Origin of the sequence: Bacillus sp. AM 13(2015) (genome assembly GCF_001518755.1) — a bacterium.
Lineage (GTDB): Bacteria > Bacillota > Bacilli > Bacillales > Bacillaceae > Bacillus > Bacillus safensis.
The window spans coordinates 18,200-33,345 of record NZ_LKCP01000078.1 but is presented as its reverse complement, the minus strand read 5'-3'; the positions used below and the strand labels follow the sequence as shown (position 1 = coordinate 33,345).

The window sequence follows — 15,146 nt, the reverse complement described above, 5'->3', positions numbered from 1 at the left end:
TTCCAATATATCAGCAATCGGTTTTTCATCATCTACGACAAGAATCTTTTTTTCCATTGTGATTTCCTCCTGCATTTTTAGCATCTATGTCATTCCATTTTGCATATATCATTACGCCTTTTCCGTTTACGAAAAAAAGGCTCACTGTCTATTATAACGTTTTACGAGGCAAAGATAAAAATAATAACGGCTTTCTTTTCTAGTAAACGTTGGATAGGAAGGCGCCGCTCAAAAAAATTGATGACTTTTTCCTTTTTTATTGAAACTTTTCCAATCATCAGCCGTCTATATAGATGTAACGTCTTCTTCTTATGGAGCCGGGCCCTACCTAGGTCCGGCTTCTCCCTTTTTATGCCTTCTTTTCATAATAAAAACGCACCTGCGATTGCAGATGCGTTTGGAAGTGGCTCGGGACGGAATCGAACCGCCGACACACGGATTTTCAGTCCGTTGCTCTACCAACTGAGCTACCGAGCCATCATCAAAAAGATGAATATGTATAAATGGCGGTCCGGACGGGACTCGAACCCGCGACCTCCTGCGTGACAGGCAGGCATTCTAACCAACTGAACTACCGGACCTCAGTAACTTGCCCGAAAAAGCAATCGTGGTGCTCCTTCAAGCAAGTGAGGAAAAAATTAGCTTAACGCTAAAGTAAATCAATGACCCGTACGGGATTCGAACCCGTGTTACCGCCGTGAAAGGGCGGTGTCTTAACCGCTTGACCAACGGGCCAATACATGGTGAGCCATGAAGGACTCGAACCTTCGACCCTCTGATTAAAAGTCAGATGCTCTACCAACTGAGCTAATGGCTCTCGGTTTGTGAAAAGTAAATCTGAAGAAGTTGTATTGCGTCAAACCAATCGCTTTAAAAAAGCTGGAACATCGCATCCTAACAAGTTTCAGAGACCTTTGCAACAACGAGATTTATAATATCATAGAATAATTACATATGGCAATACGTTTTTCGACATTTTTCAAAAAAAAGTGTCGGATGTCAAATCTGCTTTCAAAGCCTCCACTTCTGCAACCGCATTCATTAAATACGTCTTTTCGGATGATTTCTGCCTATTCAAACACATAGACACGTTTCAGGCCGCTCAAAAATGGCTATACATGAAACAAGTGACATTGTCATTGAAAAAGGAGGAAGCAGTATGAGTTCATTCAAATTAGGAGATAAAATGCCCAACTTTTCACTTCCAACAATACAGGGCGATCACATTGATTTCGACAAACATTTAGAGGAGCATCAAAGCTGGCACCTGATCGTTTTCTTTAGAGGATCTTGGTGTCCGGTATGTGTAGAAGAATTAAAAGAGCTCGAACAGCAGCAGTCCTATTTTCAGGACAAGGATATTCACTTGATGGCGATTTCAACCGATAACCCTGATGATTTGAAGGCATTTGCGGATAAAGAAGGACTGTCCTTCCCGATCATGTATGACCATGACCTCACGTCTTTAAAAGCATATGAAGTCCACTATCACGGGGAAGATGCCCCATATGAAGACCACGGGGTGCATGGTGAACCCGCCTATTTCTTATTAAATGAAAAAGGGCAAGTGCTCTATCAGCAAAGACAAACAAGTCCGTTTGGCAGACCGCATGCAAACGAATTACGCAAAATCATTCAGTACATCCGTAAAAACTTAAAAGGCCAATATAAAAGCCTGAAGTAAGAAAAAAGCCCTCGTGATGAGGGCTTTTTTTATGAATGTTTTTTGTTAAATAACCAGTCGGCGGAGAAAAAAACAAGGAGTCCCGCCATTAAAATGACAAAAGTAACCGGTGGCCTGTCACCTTGGAAATACGCGTACAACGCATGCCCTCCTAATGCGAGAAGATAAAAGACAAATGCCGGCACAGCCGCTTGATGTGCATTCGCTTGTTCTTTTTTCGTCATTTTTTTAAAAAACATATTGTCTATCCCCTTTATGATGCTTTTTTCATCGTCACCCTGCGAAGTGCCCGTGAACGGATATATTCCATTGGTCCAATTCTCCAAACCTTTAGGCAAACTGCTGAAATCGCGATTTGCAGAAGGGAAATTAACAGCCATGCCAATACAATAAGGGGCGCATTGATTTGACCGCCAAGACCCAATCCCCAACTATAAAAAAGAATGGAGCAGATGACATTTTGCAGGATGTAGCAGCTAAGCGCCATTTTCCCTACATATTCAAACCAATTCCACATGAACCATGACTCCGTGCGTGCGAGGAGCTTCGCAATGACAGCTATATAGAAAATAGAGAGGAATGGTGAAAAGGCGTAGCGCACCGCAAATTCCACTAGATCGTTTGGAACGAAGACTAGTGCATTCAGCGGCAGACCAACCCACAGTCCGATTCGGAACAATATTTTCCGGAGAGATTGTCCGCGTTCATTTGCATAAAATACACCGGCTCTCATCATCCGCACACCTAATAAAAACAGAAATGTGTTCATTGGAATGATAAAGATTGCTTCTTCTCGGTACATGAAAAAGTATTGTAACCGTTCTTGAACCTGCGAGATCCATGTCTCTGGAAGCTGCTCTTCCAGCGCCGGTTCACCGTTTTGATCATCGGCCGCTGACTCCATGTCAGAGAGGGAGTACACCATCAAACATGACATGACGAGTAGATGAATCACACCTGAGAATATCATGCCTTTTTTGATACGCCTGCTGCCTCCCCGTACAATGTAAGCCACAAGCAGCCCAGTAACGGCATAACTCATGAGCACATCATATTCCATCACGAGCGCAAAATGGACAAAGCCTTCGATAAATAAAAATAAAAGAATCCATAAATAAGTGCCCGGCCAAGGCGTGTTTTTCCTTTTTGCCTGCTGGTATTTCAGCTCCAATCCAACACCAAACATGATCGTGAGCAGCGAGAGCATTTTTCCATAAACGAACATGGAGACAAGGCTTTCAAGAAAACTGCCATTTTCATATTCATCCGCAATCTGATCTGTCGCAAAGGTATCCCCTGTGTACGCAAAAAACCAGACGTTCGTTCCCAATGTGCCTAGTATGGCAAAACCTCGTAAAATATCTAATAATCGTATTCTTTCTTTCACTAGAACGCTCCTTCCCTCTATACAGTTATCATATTTTGGTAATGACCGGAAGTCCGCTCTACTGAAATTAAGGAATATTTAAACAAAAAAACACCAGTAAAATGCGAGATTTTACTGGTGTCTCATCAATCTATTCTTATGGACGGTACACGCTGCGGACAACGTTCGTTTGTGAACGATCTGGTCCGACTGAGAAAATGGAAAGTGGAATACCTGTTAATTGTGAAATGCGTTCTAAATAATGGCGGGCATTTGCAGGCAGTTCACTTAAGTTCTTCACACCTGTAATATCCTCTGTCCATCCAGGCATTTCTTCGTAGACAGGCTCACATTTCGCTAATTCGTTTAGGCTTGCTGGGAATTCCTCTGTGATTTCTCCGTTCAATTTATAAGCAACACAGATTTTCAACTTTTCAATCCCTGTTAGTACATCAATTGAGTTAAGAGATAAATCTGTAATTCCGCTCACACGGCGTGCATGACGGACAACAACGCTGTCAAACCAGCCGACACGGCGCGGGCGTCCAGTTGTCGTACCGTATTCACGGCCAACCTCACGAATTTGATCGCCAATTTCATCATGGAGTTCTGTCGGGAATGGGCCATCTCCAACACGTGTTGTGTACGCTTTTGACACGCCGACCACATGTTGAATTTTCGTTGGTCCTACACCAGAACCAATCGTCACTCCTCCAGCTACTGGGTTAGATGACGTCACAAATGGGTATGTCCCTTGATCGATATCAAGCATGACCCCTTGTGCTCCTTCAAATAGCACGCGGCGGCCTTCATCTAGTGCATCATTCAGAACAACAGATGTGTCTACGACATATTTTTTCACTTGCTGGCCATATTCATAATACTCGTCTAAAATATCTTCAATCTTGAAGCCTTCTGTGTCGTACATTTTCTCTAAAAGACGATTTTTCTCTTCTAGATTACGTGCAAGCTTCTCTTCAAATACTTCACGATCTAATAGATCTGCGACACGGATACCGACGCGAGCTGCTTTGTCCATATAAGCTGGTCCGATTCCTTTTTTCGTCGTGCCGATCTTGTTAGCCCCTTTCCGCTCTTCTTCTACCTCGTCCAATTTTAAATGGTAAGGCAGAATAACATGGGCTCTATTGCTGATTCTGAGGTTATCTGTACTCACATTCCGTTCGTGAAGATACGCAAGCTCAGTGACCAACGCTTTAGGATCAACCACCATTCCATTACCGATGACACAAGTTTTCTCTTTATAAAAAATACCGGATGGAATGAGGTGTAGCTTGTATGTCACTCCATCAAATTTGATCGTGTGACCTGCATTGTTTCCCCCTTGATAACGGGCAATCACCTCTGCATTTTCTGAAAGGAAATCGGTAATTTTCCCTTTCCCTTCGTCACCCCACTGCGTACCTACTACGACTACTGAAGACATATCGTGCACCTCCGTTAACCTTTCAAAACGTTATCTCTTTCAAACACATTTATTTTATCAATGCACACCGAAAAAGTCAACGCGAAATCCGAACATTAATATCTCGAAATCAAATTTTGTTCGCTTTAAATATATAGAAAAGCGCTTTAATCACTTCTTTAGCGCTTAGAAATGGAGATTTTGAGAAAAAACAACTTTTTATCGTGTCCACTGTTCATCAACATAAAAAAGACCCCCAGCAATGGGAGTCTTTTTTAAACCGGTGTAATACCATCTGTATTCATCAGCACAACCCGATACCCATCTGGATCTTCAATGGTTGCTCCTACCCGGTCCCAGTAAGGATTCGTTGAGGTGACATGCCGGCCGCCAAATGAAATCAATCTCTCTTTCATTTGCTGAAATTCCTCTGCATCCGGAATATAGAAAACAAGCAGCTGTTCTGGATGCGGGGCAGGCAGGCTTTCTTCTTCTTCATATTTGGTGATTTCTAAATGAACATGCTGGTGAGGCAGCCCGAGCATCACACCATCGTACCCTTCATGCTGATCAAATGAGCCTATTCGTTTGAGCCCTAAGCCTTCTTCATAAAAGCAAACAACCTCTTTCATGTTGACGGTTGGGCGTGCGATACGTAATTGAGCGGCTTCAAACTGTTGAAATTTCATCAGTCTTCACTCCTTTTCTCCTTTTAGTATACGCTCTCTCTTTTTCTCTCTCCTCCTCATATTGACTGTTTTTTCAATCATTCTTTCGATGTAGATCAATCAAAAAAAGCCCAGCTTCTTGAGCTGGGCTTTAAGCACCGGGCGGAACACCCGCATCATCAAATCTTCTTTCCAGGTTGACGAATTTGTTATATTCTTTGACGAACGCCAGTGATACTGTACCAACTGGACCGTTACGCTGTTTGGCAATGATGATTTCAATAATGTTCTTATTCTCTGATTCTTTGTCGTAGTAATCATCACGATAAAGGAATGCCACGATATCGGCATCCTGCTCGATACTTCCTGATTCACGAATATCAGACATCATCGGACGTTTGTCCTGACGCTGCTCAACCCCACGTGAAAGCTGAGACAAGGCAATAACCGGAACTTCAAGCTCCCTTGCCAGCGATTTTAATGCCCTAGAGATTTCAGAAACCTCCTGCTGACGGTTATCACTTGATCGTCCGCTCCCTTGAATGAGCTGCAAGTAGTCTATCAGGATCATGCCAAGACCATTTTCTTGCTTCAAGCGGCGGCATTTCGAGCGAATTTCACTTACTCTGATTCCAGGTGTATCATCAATGAAAATCCCGCTGTTTGACAGCGAGCCCATCGCCATTGTCAGCTTGCCCCAGTCCTCTTCTGTCAGATTACCGGTTCTTAAGTTCTGTGCATTGATATTCCCCTCTGCACACAGCATTCGCATAACGAGCTGCTCCGCACCCATCTCTAAACTAAAGATGGCGACACTTTCGTCCGTTTTGGTCGCGACATTTTGGGCAATGTTCAATGCGAAGGCGGTTTTCCCTACTGATGGACGAGCCGCTACAATGATTAAATCATTTCGCTGGAATCCAGCTGTCATCCGGTCAAGCTCAGAGAAACCCGTTGGAATCCCTGTGATATCGCCTTTGCGGTTATGAAGCTGTTCAATATTATCGTATGTTTGAACAAGAACGTCCTTAATGTTTTGAAAGGCTCCTGAGTTTTTACGCTGAGCCACTTCCATGATGGTCTTTTCAGCATCACTCAACAGGTCTTCTACTTCATCCTCACGCGTGTACCCATCCTGTGCAATGGTTGTCGCCGTACGGATCAGACGTCTTAAAATGGATTTCTCTTCTACAATTTTTGCATAGTATTCAATGTTTGCGGCCGTTGGGACCGAGTTCGCAATATCGGTTAAATACGAAATCCCGCCTACCTCTTCTAGTAAATCTGTATTGGCAAGCTCAGATGTCACCGTGACAAGATCGACCGGTTCTCCTCTATCGCCAAGTATAAGCATCGCATTGTAAATCTTTTGATGCGACATTCTATAGAAATCCTCTGGAATTAATACCTCAGAAGCGAGCGTTAGCGCAGATGGTTCTAAAAAAACAGCACCTAATACGGCCTGCTCGGCTTCTATATTTTGCGGCGGCAGCCGGTCATCGAGAAGTTCCGTCATGCCAAGCACCGTCCTTTCATAAAAAAATACGCTACTCATCATTTTAACATTTTCATCAATAAAAAAGTGAAAAACATCGACTATAGTCAAAATTACCATGAGGATGTTTCGTTGAACAGCGAAACAACGCACTTCAATAGAAAAGACTCTGTAACATAAATTGTTATAGAGTCCTTTATTAACGGTATCTAGTTTTGTACCTGTCGTCGTCCACGTTTTGTTAATCTATCGTTTTCTTAACCCCATAATTCTCTTTTTGTCCAATGTCTTGTAAAGAGCCATTTTGATAACCAATAGATAGCACCAAATCGGGAATAGAATCAAACCCATTTTTGGCTAGATCAAAGAGCTGTGCACCATAATGTGATGCAGCAATGCGTGCATTTTCAGCTGTGTATGGATTTTTCAGGAGTTCTTCTTTGTATAGATCAAAAATATTCGTTCCTTTATCCGTTACAAATTGACCGTTTACAATGCTTAAATCTTTTAAATTGTAGCCTGTCACCGTTTTGATTTGATTGACAAGGTGGAACTTGGCAAGAGAATCAGGCGTAAATTGAGTAGAATCGTCCGATCTGCTTTTCATGATATGGAAAAATAATTCTCTTGTATTGTTGGTTGTATTTAATAAGTCTTCTATTTGTTTCATCAGCGATTCGTCTTTTGAACCACTTACCACTAATTTAAAATTGTTCGGGTCAATGGTAAAAGTGAGATTTGTGTTTTTAGGAATGGTTATACCGTTTTTAGAGAATAAATCTTGTAATTGTTCGTTCACTTTTTGACGATTGAGTATTTTCTTTTCTACACTTTCTTGCGTAGGATCGTACCGTTTTTCATTACGGAAGGCGGCATCATTAGAATTATAATGCCCTCCTGTTCCACTATTAGCCCATCCAATTTCAATAGAGTAAGCCGCCTCTCTTTCCGGTTTGGTTAAGTCATTTCTGAAATAAGGGGAGTTTGGATTTCGATACTTATCAAATATATGGCCATGAGGATCTTTGAAACGTTTATTTTGTTCATTTATTTTTTGATATTTTTCATCTAGTATTTTCATTCGTCTATCAGCTTCGGTCATCACCTCATTTGTACTTTTAATAGCTGAATGGCTATTGAAGTCCGGAAGGTTCTGCTTATTTAGAATGGCTGTCGTGTTAGATGTATTTATCTTCACTTTGATACTCCGTAATTCACCTTTTGTCCAATGTCATATAAGGAGCCGTTTTGGTAACCAATAGATAACACCAAATCTGGAATAGAATCAAACCCGTTTTTCGCTAGATCAAATAGCTGTGCTCCGTAATGTGAAGCGGCAATGCGCGCATTTTCTGCTGTGTATGGATTTTTCAGGAGTTCTTCTTTGTATAGATCAAAAATATTCGCTCCGTTATCCGTTACAAATTGACCATTTACAATGCTTAAATCCTTTAAATTGTAGCCTGTCACCGTTTTGATTTGATTAACAAGGTGGAACTTTGCTAGTGAATCCGGTGTGAATTGAGTAGAATCATCATTTCTGCTTTTCATAATATGAAAAAATAGTTCTCTTGTATTGTTGGTTGTATTTAATAGATCTTCTATTTGTTTCATCAGCGATTCGTCTGTTGATCCACTCACCACTAATTTGAAATTATTTGGATCAATGGTAAAAGTTAAATTCGTGTTTTTAGGAATGGTTATACCGTTTTTAGAGAATAAATCTTGTAATTGTTCGTTCACTTTTTGACGATTGAGTATTTTCTTTTCTACACTTTCTTGTGTAGGATCGTACCGTTTTTCATTACGGAAGATGGCGTCATTAAAGTCATATTGACCTCCTTTATTATTCCTTGCCCAACTCATTTCCATAATGTAAGCAGCTTCTCTTTCCGGTTTTGTTAAATCACTTCTGAAATAAGAAGAATAAGGGTTTCTATACTTATTATATATATGGTCTTGAGGATCTTTGAATCGTTTATTTTGTTCATTTATTTTTTCGTATTTTTCATCTAATATTTTCATCCGTCTATCAGATTCGGTCATCACCTCATTTGTACTTTTAATAGCTGATTGATCTTTAGAGTCGATTCGGTTCTGATTGTTTGAAGGTATCGTATATGACGTATTGATATTCATTTTGATTCTCCTTTTAAAAAATAGTGATTATTAAATATATCGGCAATTCAGTTAAAATTTGTTAGTTTTGATCCGATATAGTAATTATTACAAGGAGGGTTAAAATATGACAAATACTATTTTCAAACGTTTTTTATTACCTGCATTATTATTAGTGCTTATTACTAGTTTTTTTGCACCACATTCAGCAGAAGCAGCGATTACGGGGAATAACAGTCCTAACACAGCAAGCTCAATGGGATATTGGAAATATAGTCGTCCAGATACGACAATCTTACCTGAAGGTGAAAATGAAGCGTATTATCAGTTTACGATCAATAAAGGTGAAAGAGTTTATGTCAGAAGTTCGTATAATAAGCAATATACAGGGATGAATATCGAGGTGTATAATTCTAAATATTCTAGGACAGGGTCCGAAGTTATTAATCCTGATTCAGTAACGCCTTTTATTTTTGCTAATACTGGTGACGTGACTTCAACTTCTGAAACTTATTTTGTGAAAGTGACCCGTGGTACATATACAGGGAATATGTACTTTACTGTTTCCATTCAAGATCGTATTAAATCTGGGAATGGGACATTCAATTTTACGGGGACTGCTACTAACTTGGGGAATTCTTCTTTAAATTTTTTAGGAGTTGATTCTTCAGTCATTACAATGGATTTAACTAATAATTCCACAGTTCCTAAACGTGCTGTAGTTAAATCGATTTCGACAACTAGTACCCAAACACCCAACCAAGGGAATGTCACTCACAAACTGATGGCTAGTGAAAGTAATATTTGGTACACATCACTTGTTTCATCTGCAACAAGTGGTTCTTACCGTATTTCTCTGGATGATCAATTAAAAGTCGCGCAAAAATGGAGCTTTAAGTACAACGCAAAGGCTACAGCGAGATCTACTATGAGCAATGTCAAAGCCGATATTCGTTACGAATATGATGTCACAGATGGATTTTAATTGAATGGTGTTTGCAGAAAAAAAGTAAGGGGACATCCCTTACTTTTTTAATTGCCGCATTTTTGATGCTATATGATCTTTTGCCACTCTTAAAACAGCACCGTCCTTTCATAAGAAATTATTGGGGTTTTTGCTTGAGGGCGTGTTGAAAGAGGAGGATGGTGATCATATCGGTGGCCCGCTGGTATAAATCCCATTGTTCATAGGCCGCAAATGACATCCGTATTTCATGTAATGACTGTTTCATTTCATGATATTCTTCCACTGTAAATGTATTTGTCAGTTTGAGCTGATTTTCATGCAGTTTTAGCCTCAGCTTTCCTAATGAAGTTTTCATTCTGCCTACATTCCCTTCGATCTTGTCTTCCTTAGAAAATTGTATATGAATTTACGTATAATATTGAATAAGTTGTGAGATATGATCACCAGCTTTTCGAAAAATTCTCCTCTTTTTTCCTAAAAATACAAGAAGGTCTATAGACTTATTTTTCCTCAAAATGATTTCAAGAAGAAAAACCTATATATATTCCTGAATCAAACAGAAGAAAATGGTAAATATCCCGAGACGGTCAAGGTCTTTTGGCATTTCTCCTCTTTTTAAATGACTCAGTCCGGCATTCCCTATTTCCATTCATTTGGTAGTTATTTAGTCCTTTATTTTCATAATATTTAGATTAAATGATCAACTACACGACTTAATGAACATTTGACTTCATAATTGATAACCATTATCATTTGATTTGCTTGCGTGATAATTGAGAATCATTTTCATTTCAATTCTATTACTACACTCATCCTATATCCGCAAGCCTGCTTTTATCATCGTATGAGAGTCATTTTGAGGAAGGGGATTTTTACACATGTCCAAACGCCCTGAAGGAATGGGTACTGAGGATTCACTTTTCGGAGAAAGCCGGCCTTTTTTTATACCGGGGACGGAGCAACTGGATATCACAGCACACCCATATAGACTTTTTATATTTAAACCGAATACTACTCCTCCAGCGGCTGGTTTTCCAGTCATGTACGTACTTGATGGAAATTCACTTTTTGGCACGATGGTCGAAGCACTTCGTTTACAGTCAAGAAGACCTGAAAAAACAGGTGTCGTACCTGCCATCATTGTTGGAATTGGCTATCAGACAGAAGCACCCTATCATCCGCTCAGGCATTATGATCTCACTTTAACTGGCCCTGACGCTTCCATTGGTGGCAAAAGAAAGGATTTCTCCAACCATACATATGGCGGCGCCTCTGCGTTCTTTTCTTTTTTAGAAAAGATTGTAAAGCCTTATATCGAGCAGCGCTTTCCGATCAACCAGAGTCGTCAAACACTGTTTGGGCACTCTCTTGGCGGTCTTTTTGTATTACACACACTATTTGAGCACCCTGATGCTTATCAGACATATATTGCGGGCAGTCCTTCTATCCACTGGAACAAAGATTTATTTCTAGAAAAAGAACACCAATTCACCAATCATATACGTCAGATGTCTATGGATGCCAGGCTGCTTGTAGGTGTAGGTGAATTAGAAAAACATCATCCATGTCAAATGAATGATCATGCACATGCACTAGCAAATCGGATGCTGCCTTTATCTTCATATGGCTTGCATACGGCCTATCACGAGTTCCCTGAAGAAGGACATACGTCCGTTTTACCAGTGCTAATGAATTACGCTTTTCGTTTTGCACTCTATCATGATGATCCTTTCACAACCACAGACATGAAGGAAAGGCAGTGAACACATGAAACATAGTGGTCTATCTCAAAAAATTGCCCTTATTACAGGCGCAGGACAAGGTATTGGACAAGCAGTCGCTAAAAGACTAGCCGAGGAAGGTGCGATTATTGCAGCAGTTGACGCAAATGAAGATCAGCTGCAAAGCACCGTCCAGCAAATGAATGATGAAGGCATACGTGCCTTTGCCTATCCAGGTGACATCACCGATCAAACTTCTGTTCAGCACATTGTTGATCATATTGAAAAGCAGCTTGGACCCATTTATTTACTGGTCAATGTAGCAGGCATCCTTCGAATTAGTTCTATTGACCAGCTTAGTGCAGATGACTGGCAACAAACTTTCGCAGTCAACACACATGGTGTCTTTTACGTATCTCAAGCTGTCTCCAAATACATGATGAAAAGATCAGAAGGGGTCATTGTGACTGTCAGCTCTAACGCAGGTGCCATTCCTAGAATGAATATGGCTGCCTATGCCGCTTCAAAAGCAGCAGCTACTTCCTTTACAAAAACGCTAGGATTAGAGCTGGCAGCCTACGGGATCAGATGCAACGTTGTCTCTCCTGGCTCTACCGCAACACCTATGCAATGGGCTTTATGGGCTGATGAACAAGGAGAAAATCAGGTGATTAAAGGCTCATTAGAGACGTATAAAACCGGTATTCCTTTACAAAAAATCGCTGATCCTCAAAACATCGCTGATGCAGTCATTTTCTTTGCATCTGAGCAATCCAATCATATTACGATGCAGAATCTCACAATTGATGGTGGCGCAACACTCGGAATCTAGCATTTCAATCAAAAGGAGGCCTTTTCATGAAACATTCATTATTGTCGTCAGAAGAAAAAGTACAGTTGCTTCAAGACTATCAGCCAGGCGCTTTTTTCCTTGCTTCCCCTAAACGCACGATACTTGCCGAAGGGATATTCAAGCATATTGAAACCAATCAACTAAATGAACTATCCACAAAGGTAGCGCACGTATTTGACGCTGCCAAACAAGCAGGTATTCAAGCACCGATTGTGGCTGGTGCTGTCCCATTTGATCCGGCTCAGCCCGTTCGTTTAAATGTTCCAGTCCATGTACAGTTTAGTGATCCACTCGAATTTCAACAAGGTGATGAGGAGTCAGAAGCGGTATCGCCATCCTATGAGGTGACACCTGTCCCTGCTCCAGATGTCTACATGGAAGGTGTGAACGAAGGATTAGCTAAAATTGAGAAAGGAGAGCTTAGCAAAATCGTACTCTCTCGATCTCTCCATCTCAAAGCAAATCGAGATATTCATACGAAAACAATACTCGAACGACTGGCTCGTCATAATACGACTGGCTATACGTTTGCTGCAAATATAGCTGACCCGAAGGCTTCCCAAAAGCGCACACTTCTTGGGGCAAGCCCTGAGCTGCTACTTTCAAAAACTGGTTCATCTGTGATTTCCAATCCACTCGCTGGTTCTCGGCCGCGCAGTTCAGATCCAGTAGAAGACCAGCGCCGCCGCGATGAACTCCTTACTTCAGCGAAGGATTTACACGAGCACGCAGTGGTTGTCGAAGCTGTCACTAAAGCGCTTACTCCTTACTGTCATACATTAGATGTGCCTGCATCACCATCCGTCATACAAACAGAAACGATGTGGCATTTGTCTACTGTGGTCAAAGGTGAATTAACAGATTCTAGTGTGTCCTCAATTGATTTAGCGCTTAGCCTTCATCCAACACCCGCAGTATGCGGAACACCTACAGCAGATGCACGTGAAGCCATTCAAGCGATTGAACCCTTCGATCGAGGATTTTTTACAGGAATGATCGGCTGGGCAGATACAAATGGTGATGGTGATTGGATTGTCACCATTCGTTGTGCAGAAGCTGAGGGTCACTCCCTTCGCCTCTTTGCTGGTGCAGGAGTGGTCAAAGGATCAAAAGCAGAGGATGAGCTAGCTGAAACATCTGCAAAATTCAACACGATGCTTCATGCGATGGGCATCCATCAGCTATAAAAGTAAATAGGAGATGACAAAAACATGTTCGTTCAACCACCTACATGGCCAGAAGAATTTGCAAAACGCTACCGTGAAAACGGCTGTTGGCGTGGGGAAACCTTTGGCGGTATGCTTCGTGAACGCGCCGCATCGCTAGGAAATAAAACAGCGATTACATACGCTGATACGCATATGAGCTACCAAGAACTTGATGAGCGTGTCAGCAGTCTTGCCGCTGGTTTTCATCAGCTTGGCATTCAAAAAGGAAGTCGAGTTGTCGTGCAGCTTCCTAACATTCCTGCTTTTTTTGAAGTCATTTTCGCCTTATTTCGAATCGGTGCTTTACCCGTCTTCTCGCTGCCATCTCATAGAAGCAGTGAAATCACTTATTTTATTGAATTTGCCGAAGCAGACGCATATGTCATACCAGATATCGCTGACGGCTTTGATTATCGAACACTCGCGCGTCAAGTGAAAGAAAAGCTTCCCTCATTATCTCATGTCATTGTTGCAGGGGAAGCTGAGGAATTCCTTGGCTTAGATGATCTGCGCAAGGACCCAGCACTTGATCCCCAAATTCATGTAGAGGCAAGCGATATTGCATTTCTTCAGTTATCTGGAGGCAGCACAGGCCTTTCTAAGCTTATCCCTCGCACGCATGATGACTATATTTATAGTCTTTGGAAAAGCAATGAGGTGTGCGAGCTCACACAAGAAAGCGTGTATCTAGCTGCACTTCCAGTTGCGCACAACTATCCATTAAGCTCGCCTGGAGTCCTTGGGACGTTATACGCAGGCGGAAGAGTCGTTCTTGCACCTGGATCAAGCCCTGATGTCGTCTTTCCACTCATTGAAAAAGAACGGGCGACCATTACCGCTGTCGTTCCACCTATCGCATTGATTTGGCTAGAGGCCGCTCCTCATCGATCAGATGACATATCGAGTCTTGAAGTCTTACAAGTCGGTGGTGCTAAATTCAGTGCTGAGGCAGCAAAACGAGTGATGCCTGCCCTTGGATGTAAGTTACAGCAAGTTTTTGGCATGGCAGAAGGTCTGGTCAACTATACCAGATTAGATGATCCTGAACATGTCATTATTCATACACAAGGACGCCCGATGTCTGAATATGATGAGGTACTAGTGGTTGATGATGAGGACAAGCCCGTCTCGCATGAAGTGGCTGGACATCTTTTAACAAGAGGACCTTATACGATTCGCGGCTACTATAAAGCCGATGAACAAAACAAAAAAGCATTTACACCCGATGGCTTTTACAGAACAGGTGACATCGTGCGATTAACCAAAGAAGGAAATGTTGTTGTAGAAGGCAGAGACAAGGATCAAATCAATCGTGGCGGTGAAAAGGTTGCCGCTGAAGAAGTTGAGAACCATTTACTTGCCCATGCTGACATTCATGATGCCGCCATGGTATCCATGCCGGATCCATTTCTTGGCGAACGCTCATGTGCCTTTGTCATTGCGAAAGGAAACAACAAACCAGCACCGCACGTCTTAAAATCATTTCTAAGAGATCGCGGGCTCGCAGCCTATAAAATTCCTGACCGCATTGAATGGATCGATGCGTTCCCACAAACAGGTGTAGGCAAAGTCAGTAAAAAAGCATTAAGAGAACTAGCTGCAACCCATACTGCCAACGTATAAAAAAGAGGAGTGAAAAC

At 41.6% G+C, this 15,146-nt stretch carries 14 protein-coding genes and 4 tRNA genes; 6 read left to right on the top strand and 12 right to left on the bottom strand.

What is annotated here, in order from left to right; all coding sequences use genetic code 11:
• Nucleotides 1-404 precede the first annotated feature (404 nt).
• From AOQ70_RS13120 to AOQ70_RS13105, 4 genes are all read right to left on the bottom strand, one after another.
• Nucleotides 405-477, bottom strand: a tRNA-Phe gene (locus tag AOQ70_RS13120).
• A gap of 27 nt (nucleotides 478-504) precedes the next feature.
• Nucleotides 505-581 (bottom strand) — tRNA-Asp (locus AOQ70_RS13115).
• 82 nt (nucleotides 582-663) lie between these two features.
• Nucleotides 664-735, bottom strand: a tRNA-Glu gene (locus AOQ70_RS13110).
• Between the two features lie 6 nt (nucleotides 736-741).
• Nucleotides 742-817 (bottom strand) — tRNA-Lys (locus AOQ70_RS13105).
• A 342-nt stretch (nucleotides 818-1,159) separates the two neighbouring features.
• Here AOQ70_RS13105 and AOQ70_RS13100 point away from each other — a divergent pair.
• Nucleotides 1,160-1,684 carry a peroxiredoxin family protein gene (locus tag AOQ70_RS13100; protein ID WP_024424031.1) on the top strand — a complete coding sequence of 175 codons (525 nt, stop codon included), beginning with the start codon at nucleotides 1,160-1,162 and terminating at the stop codon, nucleotides 1,682-1,684.
• Between the two features lie 29 nt (nucleotides 1,685-1,713).
• Here AOQ70_RS13100 and AOQ70_RS13095 read toward each other — a convergent pair whose 3' ends face one another.
• The 7 genes from AOQ70_RS13095 to AOQ70_RS13065 all read right to left on the bottom strand — a co-directional run bounded on the left by AOQ70_RS13095 (nucleotide 1,714) and on the right by AOQ70_RS13065 (nucleotide 8,778).
• Nucleotides 1,714-1,923, bottom strand: a complete 210-nt coding sequence (locus AOQ70_RS13095; RefSeq protein WP_039182844.1) for a hypothetical protein — start codon at nucleotides 1,921-1,923, stop codon at nucleotides 1,714-1,716.
• 14 nt (nucleotides 1,924-1,937) lie between these two features.
• A complete protein-coding gene (locus AOQ70_RS13090) occupies nucleotides 1,938-3,071 on the bottom strand; it encodes a DUF418 domain-containing protein (RefSeq protein WP_059376739.1) in 1,134 nt (377 codons plus the stop codon).
• 136 nt (nucleotides 3,072-3,207) lie between these two features.
• The gene (locus AOQ70_RS13085) at nucleotides 3,208-4,497 is read right to left on the bottom strand and encodes an adenylosuccinate synthase (protein WP_024424032.1); all 1,290 of its coding nucleotides are present in this window, start codon (nucleotides 4,495-4,497) and stop codon (nucleotides 3,208-3,210) included.
• Between the two features lie 254 nt (nucleotides 4,498-4,751).
• Entirely contained in the window at nucleotides 4,752-5,165 is a 414-nt protein-coding gene (locus tag AOQ70_RS13080) for a VOC family protein (protein ID WP_059376737.1), read from the bottom strand.
• 130 nt (nucleotides 5,166-5,295) lie between these two features.
• On the bottom strand, nucleotides 5,296-6,660 hold the full coding sequence (gene dnaB, locus AOQ70_RS13075) for a replicative DNA helicase (RefSeq protein ID WP_024424034.1): 1,365 nt from the start codon (nucleotides 6,658-6,660) through the stop codon (nucleotides 5,296-5,298).
• Nucleotides 6,661-6,880: 220 nt separating this feature from the next.
• Nucleotides 6,881-7,837 carry a DUF4885 family protein gene (locus AOQ70_RS13070; protein WP_059376734.1) on the bottom strand — a complete coding sequence of 319 codons (957 nt, stop codon included), beginning with the start codon at nucleotides 7,835-7,837 and terminating at the stop codon, nucleotides 6,881-6,883.
• Nucleotides 7,834-8,778, bottom strand: a complete 945-nt coding sequence (locus tag AOQ70_RS13065; protein ID WP_059376732.1) for a DUF4885 family protein — start codon at nucleotides 8,776-8,778, stop codon at nucleotides 7,834-7,836. The genes AOQ70_RS13070 and AOQ70_RS13065 overlap by 4 nt, the downstream gene beginning before the upstream one ends.
• A 106-nt stretch (nucleotides 8,779-8,884) precedes the next feature.
• Between AOQ70_RS13065 and AOQ70_RS13060 the strand changes: the two genes are divergently transcribed.
• Entirely contained in the window at nucleotides 8,885-9,742 is an 858-nt protein-coding gene (locus tag AOQ70_RS13060; RefSeq protein WP_059376730.1) for a hypothetical protein, read from the top strand.
• A gap of 118 nt (nucleotides 9,743-9,860) precedes the next feature.
• On the opposite strand, the gene AOQ70_RS13055 is transcribed toward AOQ70_RS13060, so the two are convergent.
• Entirely contained in the window at nucleotides 9,861-10,079 is a 219-nt protein-coding gene (locus AOQ70_RS13055; protein ID WP_059376728.1) for a hypothetical protein, read from the bottom strand.
• 523 nt (nucleotides 10,080-10,602) lie between these two features.
• Between AOQ70_RS13055 and AOQ70_RS13050 the strand changes: the two genes are divergently transcribed.
• The 4 genes from AOQ70_RS13050 to AOQ70_RS13035 are packed head-to-tail and all read left to right on the top strand — an operon-like array spanning nucleotide 10,603 to nucleotide 15,129.
• Nucleotides 10,603-11,487, top strand: a complete 885-nt coding sequence (locus tag AOQ70_RS13050) for an alpha/beta hydrolase (RefSeq protein ID WP_059376726.1) — start codon at nucleotides 10,603-10,605, stop codon at nucleotides 11,485-11,487.
• A 4-nt stretch (nucleotides 11,488-11,491) separates the two neighbouring features.
• Nucleotides 11,492-12,277: a 2,3-dihydro-2,3-dihydroxybenzoate dehydrogenase gene (locus AOQ70_RS13045; protein ID WP_059376723.1), complete on the top strand. Its 786-nt coding sequence runs from the start codon at nucleotides 11,492-11,494 to the stop codon at nucleotides 12,275-12,277.
• 26 nt (nucleotides 12,278-12,303) lie between these two features.
• Nucleotides 12,304-13,485 (top strand): isochorismate synthase DhbC, encoded by a 1,182-nt coding sequence (dhbC, locus tag AOQ70_RS13040; protein ID WP_059376719.1) that lies wholly within the window; start codon nucleotides 12,304-12,306, stop codon nucleotides 13,483-13,485.
• 24 nt (nucleotides 13,486-13,509) lie between these two features.
• Nucleotides 13,510-15,129 (top strand): (2,3-dihydroxybenzoyl)adenylate synthase, encoded by a 1,620-nt coding sequence (locus tag AOQ70_RS13035; protein WP_059376717.1) that lies wholly within the window; start codon nucleotides 13,510-13,512, stop codon nucleotides 15,127-15,129.
• Nucleotides 15,130-15,146: the final 17 nt, after the last annotated feature.